General features: G+C 66.5%; 12 protein-coding genes. 6 read left to right on the forward strand and 6 right to left on the reverse strand.

Features of this window, described 5'->3' with window-relative positions:
* Positions 1-49 precede the first annotated feature (49 nt).
* The 3 genes from HAV22_RS27865 to HAV22_RS27875 all read right to left on the reverse strand — a co-directional run bounded on the left by HAV22_RS27865 (position 50) and on the right by HAV22_RS27875 (position 5,785).
* On the reverse strand, positions 50-3,142 hold the full coding sequence (locus HAV22_RS27865) for an efflux RND transporter permease subunit (protein WP_166864076.1): 3,093 nt from the start codon (positions 3,140-3,142) through the stop codon (positions 50-52).
* Between the two features lie 3 nt (positions 3,143-3,145).
* Entirely contained in the window at positions 3,146-4,363 is a 1,218-nt protein-coding gene (locus tag HAV22_RS27870) for an efflux RND transporter periplasmic adaptor subunit (RefSeq protein ID WP_166864079.1), read from the reverse strand.
* A gap of 450 nt (positions 4,364-4,813) precedes the next feature.
* The gene (locus tag HAV22_RS27875; RefSeq protein ID WP_166864081.1) at positions 4,814-5,785 is read right to left on the reverse strand and encodes an endonuclease/exonuclease/phosphatase family protein; all 972 of its coding nucleotides are present in this window, start codon (positions 5,783-5,785) and stop codon (positions 4,814-4,816) included.
* A 38-nt stretch (positions 5,786-5,823) separates the two neighbouring features.
* Here HAV22_RS27875 and ybaK point away from each other — a divergent pair, with 38 nt between their 5' ends.
* From ybaK to HAV22_RS27890, 3 genes are all read left to right on the forward strand, one after another.
* Complete coding sequence (gene ybaK, locus HAV22_RS27880) at positions 5,824-6,315, forward strand: Cys-tRNA(Pro) deacylase (RefSeq protein ID WP_166864084.1); 492 nt, start codon at positions 5,824-5,826, stop codon at positions 6,313-6,315.
* Positions 6,316-6,388: 73 nt separating this feature from the next.
* A complete protein-coding gene (gene plsY / locus HAV22_RS27885; RefSeq protein ID WP_166864087.1) occupies positions 6,389-7,030 on the forward strand; it encodes a glycerol-3-phosphate 1-O-acyltransferase PlsY in 642 nt (213 codons plus the stop codon).
* A 369-nt stretch (positions 7,031-7,399) separates the two neighbouring features.
* The gene (locus tag HAV22_RS27890) at positions 7,400-8,068 is read left to right on the forward strand and encodes a DsbA family oxidoreductase (RefSeq protein WP_208296396.1); all 669 of its coding nucleotides are present in this window, start codon (positions 7,400-7,402) and stop codon (positions 8,066-8,068) included.
* Between the two features lie 22 nt (positions 8,069-8,090).
* On the opposite strand, the gene HAV22_RS27895 is transcribed toward HAV22_RS27890, so the two are convergent.
* The 3 genes from HAV22_RS27895 to HAV22_RS27905 form a co-directional block, all read right to left on the reverse strand.
* Complete coding sequence (locus HAV22_RS27895; protein WP_166864092.1) at positions 8,091-8,936, reverse strand: endonuclease/exonuclease/phosphatase family protein; 846 nt, start codon at positions 8,934-8,936, stop codon at positions 8,091-8,093.
* A gap of 119 nt (positions 8,937-9,055) precedes the next feature.
* Positions 9,056-9,781, reverse strand: a complete 726-nt coding sequence (locus tag HAV22_RS27900; protein WP_229421469.1) for a tetratricopeptide repeat protein — start codon at positions 9,779-9,781, stop codon at positions 9,056-9,058.
* Positions 9,782-9,787: 6 nt separating this feature from the next.
* Entirely contained in the window at positions 9,788-11,884 is a 2,097-nt protein-coding gene (locus tag HAV22_RS27905) for a bifunctional 2',3'-cyclic-nucleotide 2'-phosphodiesterase/3'-nucleotidase (RefSeq protein WP_166864095.1), read from the reverse strand.
* A gap of 345 nt (positions 11,885-12,229) precedes the next feature.
* On the opposite strand from HAV22_RS27905, the gene HAV22_RS27910 reads away from it, so the two are divergent.
* The 3 genes from HAV22_RS27910 to HAV22_RS27920 are packed head-to-tail and all read left to right on the forward strand — an operon-like array spanning position 12,230 to position 15,142.
* On the forward strand, positions 12,230-13,462 hold the full coding sequence (locus HAV22_RS27910; protein WP_166864098.1) for a CmpA/NrtA family ABC transporter substrate-binding protein: 1,233 nt from the start codon (positions 12,230-12,232) through the stop codon (positions 13,460-13,462).
* A gap of 13 nt (positions 13,463-13,475) precedes the next feature.
* Entirely contained in the window at positions 13,476-14,339 is an 864-nt protein-coding gene (gene ntrB, locus HAV22_RS27915) for a nitrate ABC transporter permease (protein ID WP_166864100.1), read from the forward strand.
* Positions 14,336-15,142 carry an ABC transporter ATP-binding protein gene (locus HAV22_RS27920; protein ID WP_166864103.1) on the forward strand — a complete coding sequence of 269 codons (807 nt, stop codon included), beginning with the start codon at positions 14,336-14,338 and terminating at the stop codon, positions 15,140-15,142. Before ntrB ends, HAV22_RS27920 begins: the two co-directional genes overlap by 4 nt.
* Positions 15,143-15,386: the final 244 nt, after the last annotated feature.

A 15,386-nucleotide genomic window follows, 5' to 3' on the forward strand; every position in this document is an offset into this window, starting at 1 on the left:
GGGGTGCCCACCCTACGTTACGCAGCGTAACGCCAACATATCGCAAACGTTACGCCGTGACCTCTTCCTCGTGGCCCCGCTTGAACCACGCCGCCACGCGCTTGCCAAAGCTGTCGAGATAGGTGTAAGCGACCGGCACGACCACCAGCGTCAGCAAGGTCGACGTGATCACGCCGCCAATCACCGCGCGCCCCATCGGCGCCTGCGTTTCGCCGCCTTCGCCCATGCCGATCGCCATCGGCAGCATGCCGAAGATCATCGCCAGCGTCGTCATCAGGATCGGGCGCAGGCGCACCTGGCCCGCTTCCATCAGCGCGTCGAATTGCCCGCGGCCTTCGCGCTGGCCGTGGTTCGCGAAGTCCACGAGCAGGATCGCGTTCTTCGTCACCAGACCCATCAGCATCACGACGCCGATGACGGAAAAGATGTTCAGCGTCGTCTTCGTGATGAGCAGCGCGACGAGCACCCCGATCAACGACAGCGGCAGCGACACCATGATCGCGATCGGCTGCAGGAAGCTGCCGAACTGCGATGCCAGCACCAGGTAGATGAAGATGACGGCGATGCCGAGTGCGACGCCGAAGCCGGCCATCGTCTCGTCCATCTGCTGGGCGTCGCCGCCGATGTCGAAGCGCACGCCGTCGGGCAGCTGCATTGCCTTCATCGCCTTGTTCACTTCGCCCATCACGTCGCCCAGCGGACGGCCGTCGAGGCCCGCGAACACGGCGACGCGGCGCTGCAGCGCCTGGCGCTTGAGCATCTGCGGGCTCGTCGAGGGGACGAATTGCACGACCTGGCGCAGCGGCACCATGACCGGGTTGCCCATCGCGTCGCGCTTGCTCGACGCCACCGACAGGTCGGCCAGGTCGGCCACCTTCTCGCGGCCCGACTTCGGCAGCTGCACGTTGACTTCATAGTTCTGGCCGTCCGGCGCGAGCCAGCGGTTGGTCTGGTCGCCGGCGACGAACGGACGCAGCGCCGTGCCGATCTGCTGCACGGTGAGCCCGAGGTCGGACGCCAGCTCGTGGTTGATCTTCACGATGGTGGCCGGGTTCGCGCCTTCCTGGCTGTACTCGATGTCGGCCACGCCGCGGATCTTGCGCATCTTGTCCATCAGCGTGTGCGCCACCAAGTCCAGCTTCGTCTCGTCGTTGCCGAGGATGGCGATGTAGATCGGGCGCTGGCCCACGGTCAGCGAGATGCCGGCGATTTTCTCGAGGCGTTCGCGGATGACCTTTTCCATCTCCTGCTGCGAGCGGCGGTGCGTCTTGTGCACGTTCGTCAGCTTCAGGTTCACCTGCGAGTAGTTGCGGCCTTCCCACGAACCGACGATCGTCGAGACGCTCTCGATTTCCTTGAACCCGGCCAGCGCCGCTTCGGCCTGGCGCAGCTTCGCGTCCGAATACTCCAGGCTGGAGCCGATCGGCGTCTTCAGGCGCAGCTGGATGAAGCCGTCGTCGACCTGCGGCACGAACTCGCCGCCGATCTTCGGCACCAGCAGCAGGCTGCCCGCGAACAGCACGACGGCCAACAGCAGCGTCGATTTGCGCCAGCCGAGTGCCAATGCCAGCACCTTCGCGTACACCCGGTGCAGCCATTCGATGCCGTGCTCGATGCGCGCCATCAGGCGGCCCAGCCAGGGCACGTACTTGAAGCGGTCCTTGGCGGGGTCGGGCCACACGGACGACAGCATCGGGTCGAGCGTGAAGCTGACGAACAGCGACACCAGCACGGCCACCGCGACCGTGATCCCGAACTGCAGGAAGAAGCGGCCGATGATGCCTTTCATGAACGCGATCGGGACGAACACGGCGACGATGGCGAACGTCGTCGCCATCACGGCGAGGCCGATCTCGTTGGTGCCGTCTTCCGCGGCGCGCACGTGGTTCTTGCCCATGCCGAGGTGGCGCACGATGTTCTCGCGCACGACGATGGCGTCGTCGATGAGGAGGCCGATGCACAGCGACAGCGCCATCAGCGTCAGGAAGTTCAAGGTGAAGCCGAACCATTTCATCGCGATGAAGCTGGCCAGCACGGAGATCGGCAGGGTGAGGCCCGTGATGATCGTGCTGCGCCACGAATGCAGGAAGAAGAACACGATCACCATGGTCAAGAGGGCGCCCTCGACGATCGTCTCCTTGACGTTGTCGACCTGGCTCTGCACGTTCTTCGCCTTGTCGTCCAGGATGCGGAAGTCGATGTCCTTCGGCAGCGTGTCCTTCATCGCCGCGATGGCGGCCCGCACGCCGTTGCCCACGTCGACCGTGTTGGCGTCCTGGATTTTCGCGATCTCCAGCGTAATGGCGCGTACGCCGTTCACGCGCGAGATCGATTGTTCTTCCGCGGCGCCGTCCGAGATGTCGGCCACCTGGCTCAGGTAGATCGGGCCGCCCGTGCGGTTGGCGACGACGATGCGCTTGAAGTCGGCCGCTTCCTTCATCTTGCCTTCGATGCGCACGAGGTTTTCGCGCGCGCCGTGGCTGATGCGCCCCGCGGGCAGGTTGGCGTTCGTCGCCGTGATGGCGTTCATCACCTCGTCGATGCCGACGTCGAGGCTCTTCAACTGGTCGGGACGGATGTCCACGAGCACCTGGCGATCCTGGCGGCCGTTCACGCGGACCTGGCCCACGCCCGCCACGGCCTGGATACGCTTGACGATTACCTGGTCCGTCAGCATCGACAAGTCGCGCAGGCCGCGCTCTTTCGACGTCAGCGCCAGCAGGATCACGGGCTGCGAGTTCTCGCCTTCCTGGCGGTACACGACCGGTTCCTTCACTTCGCGCGGGAAGCCGCCGCGCACGGTACCGATGCGGTCGCGCAGGTCCTGCACGGCGCGGTTCATGTCGACGGTCAGCTGGAACTCGATGCCGACGCCGGAGCGGCCCTCCCACGACGTGGCGCGGATGGTCTTGATGCCGCCCACCGTGTTGGCCGCTTCCTCGATGGGACGCGTGACGTCATTCTCGACCTGTTCGGGCGACGCGCCCGGATACTGCGTCTCGATGAAGACGGCCGGGATCTCGATGTTCGGCATGCTCTCGACGCCCAGTCCGCGGTACGCGAACAGGCCGAGTACCATCAGGCCGACCATCACCATCGTGGCGAAGACGGGATACTTGATGCTGGTGCGGGTGATCCACATGGCTCAGCCTTTCTTCGCCAGGGCGGCCGTGTCGGCGGTGGCGGCATCGGGCAGTTTCACCTTGCTGCCCGGCTTGACGCCGTCCAGCGGCACGGCCAGCACCGTCATGCCGGCCTGCGCGCCGTCGAGCGCTTCGACGACACCTTCGTCCTGGTTGCGCAGGCCCAGGGTCACGGGCTGCACGACGACCTTGCCCGCCTCGACGCGGTAGACGACGTCGCGGCCGTTGTCCTGGCGGACGGCGCCGATCGGCAGCAGCGGATGCGGGGCCGACTTCTCGGTGACGATGGTACCCTTTGCGAACATGCCGGCGCGCAGGACGCCGTCCGGGTTCGCCACCTCCACGTACACGATCATGGCACGCGAGCCCGTCTCCGTGGCCGGGTTGATGCGCGCGACCTTGCCGGCGAAGGCGCGGCCGTCGAAACCGTCGACCTTGAACTGCACGTCCTGGCCGACGCGCACGCGCGGGATGTCGGATGCCGGCACCTGGGCGTCGAGCGTCAGGTGCTTCAGGTCGACGATCGAGAACACGGGGCTGTCCGGCGCCAGCTTCTCCCCGGCCTGCGCATGGCGCTTGCTGACGACGCCCGAGAGAGGCGCATGGATCGTCGTGTCGGCCAGCGCGATGCGGGCGAGGTCGAGCTGGGCGCGCGTCGAGTCGACGGCGGCCTGCGCGAGGTCGACGGCGTTCGCGGAGGTGTCGTACGCGTTCTGTGCGATGAAGTTCTGCTTGAGCAGCGACGCGCTGTTGGCGAGATTCTTCTTCGCCAGCGCGAGGCGGGCCTGCGCGTCCGCGAGCATCGCCTGCTGCTGGGCCACGCGGGCGCGCGCCTCGGCGGGGTCGAGCTGGGCGATCACCTGGCCGGCTTTCACGTCCATGCCTTCCTGCACGGCGGTCGACAGCACGATGCCCGATACCTTCGATTTGACGGTGGCTTGCGACAGCGGTGTCAGCGAGCCCGTGACGGGCAGGGTGACGGCCAGCGGCCGCGCCTCGACGCGGGCGATGTCGCGCGGCGACAGCTCATGCACGGGGTCCTTCGCGGCGGGCGCCTGCGCGGCCGCAGGCGCGGGTGCGGCGCGGTGGCTCAGCGCGTACGCACCGGCACCGCCCAGCGCGACGGCGAGCAGGGTCAGCGCGACGACCTTGGTGCGGCGGCGCGGCGGGGTAGGCGTGGTGGAATGTTCGGCGGCCGGCGGCAGGGACTCGATCTTCATGATTGTTCTGTAGTGAGGGTGAGCACGAGCGGAGCGGGGAGCGCAAGTGCTCCGTCCTGCAAGGCAGGATGGAGCTCCCGGCGCATGAGAGCATCCTAGGTGCGGCGATGACGAACCGCTATCGGAATGCGACGAGCGGTGCAAAAGGGACGCTGAACTGCGTAAAAGCCGGGGCGGACGCGCGTCCGGTTTGATGGGGTATGCATGGGCGTAACGGTCGCATACTGCATGCTTCCGCGTGGGCACGGGGTGCCCATCCTACGGGGGCGATGACGATGGCGTGGTTGCCGTAGGGTGGGCAGCTCCACCAACAATGGCGGCGCTGCCGCAACGCGGGCGCTGCCCACGCGGTGATACGCGACATTGGATATATCGTGTCCGTGCCGGCGGATGTTGGACGCGTGGAGTCATAGAGTCCGGGGGACTCTATGACAACCCATCCACCCTACATTACCCGTCGCCGGTCGGCGTGCCGGGCTGATCGAACAATCGCACCCTGGCCAGCACCTGTCCGTGATCGGACGCCTCCGGCAACCCGAGGTCGAGGTGGTCGTTCAGGTAGACGACGTCGACGACCTCGCCCAGCGCACCCGGCAGGTCGCGATTGAACTCCGCCGACACGAGGATGTGGTCGATGGTCGTGTGATAGCCGTCGTGCACGTTGGAAAATCCGACGTGGCGCAGCAGGTCCTGGCGGCCTCGCAACTGGCAGGCATCATATAAACGGTCGCCGCTGGGCGCGCCGAGGCCCAGCACGATGCCGGTGGTGACGGCGTCGGCCACGTCGTTGAAGTCGCCCAGCACGATGCGCGGCCGGCGCTGTCCGCGGCCGAGCTCGGTCAGCAGCACGCGCAGCGCCGCGGCCTCCGTACCGCGCCGGATCAGCGAGCGCAGCGACGCCAATGCATACAACTGCGGATCGTCGGCCGGGTCGCCCGCGCGATAGTCGGGGCGGCGCGACTTCAGGTGCACGACGACGACGTCGGCGACGAGGTCCGGTGTCAGCTGGATGGCCGCATGCAGCGGCGCGCGGGTGAAGCGCTCGGGATCGCGATTGCCGGGAGGCATCGATATGCCGGGCGGGAAATAGGGGAGCTGGCGCGGCGCATCCGCCAGCGGCAGGCGCGAGGCGAGGGCGACGCTCGGGGTCAGCTTGTCGGCGTCGGGATCGGGATCGAAGCCGACGTGGACGGCGTCGCGGAAGCGCCGCGTGCGCGACAGCGCCTCGGCCAGCGCGGCCTGGGAAAACACTTCCTGGAAGCCGATGACGTCGGCGCCGAGCATGTCGACCTGGTGTGCGGTCCAGGCGATCTTCGCTTCGTATTCCTCGGGCGTGCTGGGTTCCAGGTTGTCGTACAGCCTGGCGCCCGGCGGGGCGAGGTTACACACGTTGAAGGTGGCAAAGCGAATCTCTTGCTGCATAATAAGCAACTCCTCCGTTTGCATTTAGCGTAACACGCATGGCCAAGAAAGAGCACATCTCCGAAACCCCGGCAACACAGTTCCTGCGCAAGCATGGGGTCGCGTTTTCGGAGCATCCGTACGAATACGAGGAACATGGCGGCACGACCGTGTCGGCGCGCGAACTGGGCGTGGACGAGCACGCCGTCGTCAAGACCCTCGTCATGCAGGACGAGGCGGCCAAGCCGCTGATCGTGCTGATGCATGGCGACTGTAAGGTGTCGACGAAGAACCTGGCGCGCGCCATCCCGTGCAAGTCCGTCGAGCCGTGCAAGCCCGACGTCGCCCAGCGCCATTCCGGCTATATGGTGGGCGGCACGTCGCCGTTCGGCGTGCGCAAGGCGATGCCGGTGTACGTCGAGGAAAGCGTCCTGCAGCTCGACAAGATCTACATCAACGGCGGACGGCGTGGCTTTCTCGTCGGGATCGCCCCTGCCGTGCTCGTCGACGTGCTGAAGGCCCGCCCCGTGCACTGCGCGCTGGCCGACTGACTATCGCCGGGCTCGGCCGTGGTGTATATTTCACGCGCGCCGGATTCCCGGCCAGGATGAAGAAAAGAGACTCATGTACACAATTCTGTTCACCATCGCAGCCTACCTGATCGGCTCGATTTCCTTCGCCGTCGTGGCAAGCCGCCTGTTCGGCCTCGCGGACCCGCGTACGTACGGCTCCAAGAACCCGGGCGCCACCAACGTGCTGCGCTCGGGCAGCAAGAAGGCCGCCATCGCCACGCTCGTCGGCGACTGCGCGAAGGGCTGGCTGGCCGTGTGGCTCGCGATCCAGTTCGGCGAGCGCTTCGGCGTCGAGGACGGCGGCGTGGCCCTCGTGGCGATCGCCGTGTTCCTGGGACACCTGTGGCCCGTGTTCTTCCGCTTCGTCGGCGGCAAGGGCGTGGCGACGGCGCTGGGCGTGCTGCTGGGCCTGAACATCTGGCTGGGCCTGGCGACGCTGGTGACGTGGCTCGTCGTCGCATATGCGTTCCGTTACTCGTCGCTGGCCGCGCTGGTGGCCGCCGTGTTCGCACCGTTCTATTACGGCCTGCTGTTCGGCGCCGACGAAAAACTGTTCGCCGTCATCGCGATGAGCCTGCTGCTGCTGTACCGCCACAGCAGCAACATCGGCAACCTCCTGGCCGGCAAGGAATCGAAGATCGGCAGCAAATCGAAAGGCGCCGCGCCTGCCAAGCCGGCGGCGAGGAAGAAGTAAGCACAGGGGCCGCGCAGGCCCCTTTTTAAATTCGGGGTCAGAGCATAGATTCGGGGTCAGAGCACTTTTTCTGGCAATGGCTTCGGAGCACCTCCCGCAACCCGATTAGCACAGCGTCGTGCCTGCGCAGCCATTTTCGCCTCTGTCCCCGGCCGTCGCAGCCGGGCCGCTACCTGAGTGACATTTCTCCGTAAAGAGCTCTGACCCCGGATTTCGGGAAAAAATGCTCTGACCCCGAATTTTATTCGCCGAATTTGTTTGGCGCGCTGCCGCATTTCGTTCGATGTGTCACCATATGCCAAACCCGCTGCAAAAACGATGTGGCGTCATTGAATACATAAAGGAAGGCGGTGAAACGTGAGCAAGCAGATGAGAATCGATTTTGTGTCGGACGTGTCGTGTCCGTGGTGCGTGATCGGTCTGAAATCGCTCGAGCAGGCACTGGACCGCGTGGCCGACGAGATTACGGTCGACATGCACTTCCAGCCTTTCGAGCTGAATCCCGGCATGGGGCCGGCCGGCCAGGACATCGTCGAGCACCTCACCGAGAAATACGGCGCCACGCCCGCCCAGCAGGAACAGTCGCGCGAGATGATCCGCCAGCGCGGCGCGGCCGTCGGCTTCACGTTCGACATGGGCCTCCGCGGTCGCATCTACAACACGTTCGACGCGCACCGCCTGCTGCACTGGGCGGAAGACCAGGGGCGCCAGCAGGCGTTGAAGGAAAAGCTGTTCGAGGCGTATTTCACGCAAGGGGAGAACCCGGGCGCGCACGACGTGCTGCTGCGCGCGGCGGGCGAGGTCGGTCTCGACGTCGAGGCCGCACGCCAGGTGCTGGCATCGAACGCGTACGCCGACGAGGTGCGCCAGCTCGAGTACTACTGGCAGCGCGCCGGCATCCACTCGGTGCCCGCGATCATCATCAACCAGCGCCACCTGATCAACGGCGGTCAGCCGCCCGAGGTGTTCGAACAGGCGCTGCGCCAGATCGCACAGCAGGACGAGGAACTCGAGCAGGACGAGGAACCGGCCGCGTAAGCCGGGCCGATTCCAGATCAGTTCAAGTGATGTCCAGCACGATGGGCTGGTGGTCCGAGGCAGACGTCTCGGACTGCACGCTCACGTCGTTGATGCGCCCGGCCAGGTCTTCCGTGACGAAGAAATAATCGTAGCAGCCGGGCTTGTCCGGCCATTTGAAACCGTGCAGGCCCGCAGTCGGTGCGCGCGCCATGTCGCCGTGGCGCACGCGCCAGGCGTCGAGCAGGGCGAGCGAGCCGGCCGGCGCGGGCGCCACCAGCGCCCGGCAGTCTTCCGAGTCCGGGCCGAAATTGAAATCGCCGCAGTAGATCGCCGTGCCCGGGCGGAAGCCCAGCTGGCACGGCGGCTCGAGCTCGGGATCGGGCTGGTACACGGCCGCGCGGGCGCACGCTTCGTCGTGCAGCTCGCGGATGCGGCGCACCTGGGCGCGGCGCTGCACGGGCGAGTAGTACTCGAGATGCGTCGTCAGCACGCGCAGCTTGCCGCCGGGCGCTTCGAGTACGGTCTCGATGATCCCGCGCGGCATGCCGGCCGGGTGTTCCGGATCGACGGGCCACGGCAACATATGCCGCTGTGCCTGGGTGATGCGGAATTTGGACAGCAGCATGTTGCCGAACTGGCGGGGCAGGTTGTTGCGGTAGATTTCGCTCGGCGCCTGCTCGATCATGTGGTAGCCGCCGAACGCGCCGGCGAGCTGCTTGAACTGGCTGGCGCTGGCGCTGCCTTCCAGCTCGGGATGGTTGGCAGCCACTTCCTGCAGGCAGATCACGTCGGGATTCAGCTTGCGCAGCACGTCGATGATGGCGTGGATGCGGATGCGTCCGTCCCTGCCACAGCCCCAGTGAATATTCCAGCTTACCACGCGCATTCGATGCCTCCGTAAAACTCAACTGCCAGAGTTTGCCATTCTTTGCGGAATCGCGGTCACACGGTAGGATCGATGTCAAGCTTACAAGTTCATTGGAGCCGTGTCCAGGACGGCGCGTTTCAGAAACGGCGTGCGTTGCTTCGCCGGTGTTCCGCCGCTTCTTTCAGCAACTGGTCGGCCTCCGCCGGGTCTTTCGGCGTCAGCTCGTCCCCTGTCTGCTTGACGAGGGCCAGCTGCTGGATCGCGGCCGGGTAGTCGTGGTCGGCCGCGCGCTCCAGCAGGTCGCGCGCGCGGCGCGGGTCGGCCGCCACGCCGTCGCCGTCCGCATACGCGTTCGACAGCAGGAACATCGCGTGCGCGTCGCCCGCCTGCGCGGCCACGCCCAGCCAGTGCGCGGCCGCGGCCTTGTCGACGGGGACGCCGGTGCCGTTCTTGAGCAGCAGCGCGAGTGCCAGCGCGGCCTTCGCGTGACCCTGCTGCGCGGCCTGGCGATACCACTGCGCGGCGCGGCCGTTCGTGCTGCCGTCCTGCGCGCGTTCGCGTTCCAGGTCGCCAAGCCGGTACGCCGCTTCCGCGTCGCCCTTGCGCGCGGCACGGAGGAACAGGCCGCGGGCCTGGTCCTCCTGGTGCCGCACGCGGTACAGCAGGGCCAGTTCGCGCTCGGCCACGGGCATGCCGTCGTCGGCCCAGGCGCGCAGGCGCCGCTCGGCGGCCTCGTCGCCGCGCTGGACTGCGTCCATCGACACGGCTTCGATCTCGGCGGGCAGCGGGGCGCGCTCGCAGCCGGCCAGCAGGCAGGACAGCAGCGCGGCCGGCACCAGCGTGCGGTAAGAAAGGACTCGCATGGTCGCTTATTTCGACAGGTCGATCGCGTACTTGGCGAAGCCGCTCGCGTCCAGGCCACCCTCGGCCGTGACGGCGGCAATGCCGGCGGCCTGCGCGAGCGCCAGGTGGCCCGGCGCCGAGCGCAGGATCACGGGGCCGCTGGTCGCCGTCTTCACGAAGCTCCAGCTGCGCGCGCTGCCGTTGGCGGCCAACGTGACCTTGCCGGTCGCCGCCCCGATCTTCTGCAGGTAGTTGCTGACGACCGCTTGGTTCGCATCCGGCGACTTGATGATCGTCTTGCTGCCGTCGATGCCGGGGAAGTTGCCGCCGCCGCCCGCGCGGTAGTCGTTCGTGGCGACGATGAAGTCGTCCGTGTCCGCCACCGGCTTGCCCTGGTACGTGAGGTTGACGATGCGGCTGCCGACCGGCTTCGTCACGTCGATCTGGTACTGCAGCGCGTTGTTCTCGCCATAGAACACGTCGTAGTTGTAGATCGTGCCGTACGACGGGACGAGGTCCTGCTCGCTTGTCGCCGCCGGATTGATCTGCGCGAACTGTTTCGCGGCCGTCTCCAGCCAGTTCTTCAGGTCCGAGCCCTTGATCTTCACCGCCTGCAGGTTGTTGTTGCTGTACAGGTAGAGGTCGCCCGGGTTGCGCACCTGCAGCCCGACGGGGGCGGCTGGCGTCGCGCCCGGCGCCACGTCCGTGAAGTCCGACGCGCCGTTGCGGCCCGCCTTGAACGGCGCGCTGCACGAGATCACGGGAATGTTCTTGTAGCTGGACAGGGTCGCGTCCGTGCTCGTGGCGATGGCATTCTTCACGTAGTCGATCTGCGCCTGGTTCACGAGCTGGATCGCCGACACGTCGCCGACGAGCGCGAAGTACGAGGACATCTCGAAGTCCGTCGACACGCCCAGCGGCTGCTTCGCATACGCGATCGTGGCGTCGTGTTCCGTCTGCACGGCGGCCGCGATGGCCGGGTCGGCGGCCACGCTGGTGGTGCCGTCCTTGTATTTGTAGCCGCGCGATTCGACGGTCGTCTGCGCCGGTTGCACCACCCATTTACCGCCCTGGTACGCGAGCGTCATCCTGACGATGCCGAGGCGCCGGCCCCAGCTCTGCGCCATCACGGTCGGCACGCCATTGACGAAGCCGTTCACGGCATCGACCTTGGCCGCGGCGGGGATCGCGGCGAACGACGGGTCCAGCGCGGGGGCGCCCGTCTCTTTCCCTTTCGGGAAGATGAGGTGCGAGTGGCCGATCAGCAGGGCGTCGATGCCCGTCGTGCTCAGGTGGTAGCTCTGGTTTTCCATTTTCGGGCTGTACGCGCTCGGGTCGAGGCCCCCGTGCGACAGCGCGACGACGAGGTCCGCCCCCTTGCCGCGCATCTCGGGCACGTACTGCTTCGCCGCTTCGACGGTACCGCCGACGGCGACCTTGCCGGCCAGGTTCTTCTGGTCCCAGTCGAGGATCTGCGGCGGCACGAAGCTCATCACACCCACGTTGACGGTGACCGGCATCGTCTCGCCGTTCGGCTTCGTCGCCGTGAAGGTGCGTGCGAGGATGCGGTACGGATCGTAAATCGTCTTGCCGGTGGCGACGGCCGTCACGTTCGACAGCACGAGCGGAAAGTTCGGGCCGCCGCAGGTGCCGGCCGGCTTGCTCACGCCGGGGATGCCGAAGTCGGTGTTCGTGACCTGGCTGAGGAACGGCAGGCCGTAGTTGAATTCGTGGTTGCCCAGGCCGCCGGCGTCGTACTTCAGCGCGTTCATCGCCTTGTGCACGGCGAGCGTGTCGCTGCACTTTACGGGCGAGGTGACGGCCTGCAGGTCGCCCAGCAGGGTGCCCTGGATGACGTCGCCGTCGTCGAACAGCAGGTTGTTCGGATTCTCCGCGCGCGCCTGCTGGATGAGCGTGGACGTGCGGTCCAGGCCCAGGGTGGCGTCAGGAGCGAGCGAGTAATAGTTGTAGCCCAGGACGTTCGAATGGATGTCGGTGGTTTCGAGCAGGGCGAGGCTGACGGTCGTGCCTTCGGGGATGACGTTGGCGGGCGTGGACGGCTCGCCGCAGCCGGTCAGGCCGGCGCTGGCGAGGGCCGCGAGCAATACGTGGTGACGTTTCAAGATCGTGGGTCCGTTGTGAGGTTGTGAAGTAAACCGGGCGCACTTTATCTTGATTCGATGACAACGCTGTGACAGCCGCGCATGTGCCCCGCGTGCGCCACGCCGACGCACGCTGCACGGTTCCGGGCGTCCATGCGCCGTCGCCTCGCACGCCTGCGCGCACGGGCGCACGCAATCGGTGTGAGCCCCCGTTTTTCTTGGTGCGTCGGCACAACCACGGTGCCGGCGCACCGTTTTGCTTGTTGGCATGGCACTTGCTGTATTGACTGCAACGGCGCAGGAGCTGGCCACTCCGCTCGCCGCCGACGTTGTCTCTTCTTTCGTTTGCAGTCAACAAGGACCAACATGACCGATACAACCAATCTGACCCGCCGCCGCCTGCTGGCCGCCGGCGCCACGGCTTCGCTCACGGGACTCGTCTCCGGCGGGGTGTTCGCCGCCGGCTCCGACGCCCCCGAGAAAACGGAAGTGAAGGTGGGCTTCATCCCGCTGACCGACTGCGCTTCCGTGGTGATGGCGTCGGTGCTGGGCTTCGACAAGAAGTACGGCATCAAGATCGTGCCCAGCAAGGAATCGTCGTGGGCGAGCGTGCGCGACAAGCTCGTCAACGGCGAACTGGATGCCGCGCACGTGCTGTACGGCCTGATCTATGGCGTGCAGATGGGGATCGGCGGCCCGAAGAAGGACATGGCGGTGCTGATGGGCCTGAACCAGAACGGCCAGGCGATCACGCTGTCGAAGAAGCTGGCCGACGCGCGCGCGGTGGACGGCGCGTCGCTGGCAAAAGTGATGAGCACGGACAAGCGCGAATACAGCTTCGCCCAGACCTTCCCGACCGGCACCCACGCGATGTGGCTGTACTACTGGCTGGCCAACTACGGGATCCACCCGCTGAAGGACGCGAAGACGATCACGGTGCCGCCGCCGCAGATGGTGGCGACCATGCGGGTCGGCAGCCTGGACGGCTTCTGCGTGGGCGAGCCGTGGAACCACCGCGCCATCGCGGACGGCGTCGGCATCACCGCCGCGACCACGCAGGACATCTGGAAGGACCACCCGGAAAAAACGCTCGGCACGTCGCTCGAGTGGGTGAAAAAATATCCGAACACGGCGCGGGCTCTCGTCGCGGCCGTGCTGGAAGCGAGCCGCTGGATCGACGCGAGCATGTCCAACAAGGTCAAGATGGCCGAGACCATCGCCGACAAATCGTACGTCAACACGTCGGTCGACGTGATCAACCAGCGCATCCTGGGCCGCTACCAGAACGGTCTTGGCAAGACCTGGGACGATCCGAACTACATGAAGTTCTATAATGACGGCGCCGTCAACTTCCCATACCTGTCGGACGGCATGTGGTTCCTGACCCAGCACCGCCGCTGGGGCCTGCTCAAGTCCGATCCCGACTACCTGGCGGTGGCATCGAGCGTCAACCAGGTCGGCGTCTACCGCGATGCGGCCGCCATGGCGAAGGTCGCCGTGCCGAAGTCGCCCATGCGCTCCGCGAAGCTCATCGACGGCACCGTATGGGACGGGAAGAACCCGGCCGCGTATGCCGCCGCTTTCAAGATCAAGGTCTGAAGGGGAGGACATCATGAATAGCGTCGTGAATTCGAGATCGGGCGCGCGCGTCAAACCGGACGTGCGCCTGCCGCGCGGCCTGGCGCTGCGCGTGCCGAACGGCCGCGCCGTGTTGCTGGCGGTGCTGCCGCCGCTGGTGGGCCTCGCGCTGCTGGTGCTGGTCTGGCAGGGCATCGCGGCGAACAACAGCAGCTTCCCGTCGCCCGCGGTGACGTGGGACGCCGCGGTGAAACTGTTCGCCGACCCGTTCTACAGCAACGGCCCGAACGACCAGGGCATCGGCTGGAACATCCTGGCGTCGCTCAAGCGCGTCGCGCTGGGATTCGGCCTCGCGGCGGCGGTGGGCATCCCGCTCGGCTTCCTGATCGGCCGCTCGCGCTTCCTGGGCGCGATGTGCAATCCCATCATCAGCCTGCTGCGCCCCGTGTCGCCGCTGGCCTGGCTGCCCATCGGCCTCCTCGTGTTCAAGGCCGCCAATCCGGCCGCCATCTGGACCATCTTCATCTGCTCGATCTGGCCGATGGTCATCAACACCGCCGTCGGCGTGCAGCGCGTGCCGCAGGATTACATGAACGTGGCGCGCGTGCTGAACCTGTCGGAGTGGAAGATCTTCACGAAGATCCTGCTGCCCGCCGTGCTGCCGTACATGCTGACCGGCGTGCGCCTCGCGATCGGCACGGCGTGGCTCGTGATCGTCGCCGCGGAGATGCTGACGGGCGGCGTGGGCATCGGCTTCTGGGTGTGGGACGAGTGGAACAACCTGAACGTGCCGCACATCCTCGTCGCCATCGTCGTCATCGGCGTGGTGGGGCTGGTGCTGGAACAGGCATTGGTCGCGCTGGCCCGTGCCGTCACTTACGAAGAGAGTGGATCATGAGCGAACCGAAATTCATCGAAGTGCAACAGGTCGAGATGCTGTTCGACACCCGCAAGGGCCGCTTCCACGCCCTCGCCGACGTCAACCTGAAAGTGGCGCGCGGCGAGTTCATCACCTTGATCGGCCACTCCGGCTGCGGCAAGTCCACGTTGCTGAACCTGCTGGCGGGGCTGACGCGTGCCACGGAGGGTGTCCTGATCTGCGCCGGGCGCGAGATCGCCGGACCGGCGCCGGAACGTGCGGTGGTCTTCCAGAACCATTCGCTGCTGCCCTGGCTGACGTGCTTCGAAAACGTCTACCTGGCCGTCGAACGCGTGTTCGGCGACCGCGAAGGAAAGGAGAAGCTGCGGGCGCGCACGGCCGATGCACTGGCCCTCGTGGGCCTGTCGCACGCCGCGCAGAAGCGGCCCAGCGAGATCTCGGGCGGCATGAAGCAGCGGGTCGGCATCGCCCGCGCGCTGTCGATGGAGCCCAAGGTGCTGTTGATGGACGAACCGTTCGGCGCCCTCGACGCGCTGACCCGCGCCCACCTGCAGGACGAGCTGCTGCGCATCGTCGCCCAGACCGGCTCCACGGTGGTGATGGTGACGCACGACGTGGACGAGGCGGTGCTGCTGTCGGACCGCATCGTGATGATGACGAACGGCCCGGCCGCGACCATCGGCGAGATCGTGGACGTGCGCCTCGCGCGCCCGCGCGAGCGCGTCGCGCTGGCGCACGATGCGCTCTACAACGAGTATCGGACCCACGTGCTGGAGTTCCTGTATCACCGGCAGGCGCGGCCGGCGAAGGAAGCGGCTTAACAGGTAATGCATGGTGGGCACGGGGTGCCCACCCTACGGCTGACGGATGAACATGGTGGGTGCGGAGGTGCCCACCGTACGGCTTAACAGGTAATGTATGTGGGCACGGCGTGCCTACACCCTAACGGTCATTGCAGAGCGGCCGCCCCGGGGCATGAAAGAATACAGGGTGGAAGGCTGGCGATAGAGGTCGAGCATTAATCGTGGAGGTAAATCCCCGACCCTAACGTGATCCGCAGAACTG

This window comes from Telluria antibiotica (assembly GCF_011682055.1).
In the GTDB taxonomy this organism is placed as follows: domain Bacteria; phylum Pseudomonadota; class Gammaproteobacteria; order Burkholderiales; family Burkholderiaceae_D; genus Telluria; species Telluria antibiotica.

Bases quoted from the DNA above. Each gene is read 5' to 3' on its own strand.
- ntrB (WP_166864100.1), top strand. From the start codon at position 13,476: ATGAATAGCGTCGTGAATTCGAGATCGGGCGCGCGCGTCAAACCGGAC.
- HAV22_RS27900 (WP_229421469.1), bottom strand. From the start codon at position 9,781: ATGCGAGTCCTTTCTTACCGCACGCTGGTGCCGGCCGCGCTGCTGTCC.
- ybaK (WP_166864084.1), top strand. From the start codon at position 5,824: ATGGCCAAGAAAGAGCACATCTCCGAAACCCCGGCAACACAGTTCCTG.
- plsY (WP_166864087.1), top strand. From the start codon at position 6,389: ATGTACACAATTCTGTTCACCATCGCAGCCTACCTGATCGGCTCGATT.
- HAV22_RS27895 (WP_166864092.1), bottom strand. From the start codon at position 8,936: ATGCGCGTGGTAAGCTGGAATATTCACTGGGGCTGTGGCAGGGACGGA.
- HAV22_RS27870 (WP_166864079.1), bottom strand. From the start codon at position 4,363: ATGAAGATCGAGTCCCTGCCGCCGGCCGCCGAACATTCCACCACGCCT.
- HAV22_RS27865 (WP_166864076.1), bottom strand. From the start codon at position 3,142: ATGTGGATCACCCGCACCAGCATCAAGTATCCCGTCTTCGCCACGATG.
- HAV22_RS27890 (WP_208296396.1), top strand. From the start codon at position 7,400: ATGAGAATCGATTTTGTGTCGGACGTGTCGTGTCCGTGGTGCGTGATC.
- HAV22_RS27920 (WP_166864103.1), top strand. From the start codon at position 14,336: ATGAGCGAACCGAAATTCATCGAAGTGCAACAGGTCGAGATGCTGTTC.
- HAV22_RS27875 (WP_166864081.1), bottom strand. From the start codon at position 5,785: ATGCAGCAAGAGATTCGCTTTGCCACCTTCAACGTGTGTAACCTCGCC.
- HAV22_RS27910 (WP_166864098.1), top strand. From the start codon at position 12,230: ATGACCGATACAACCAATCTGACCCGCCGCCGCCTGCTGGCCGCCGGC.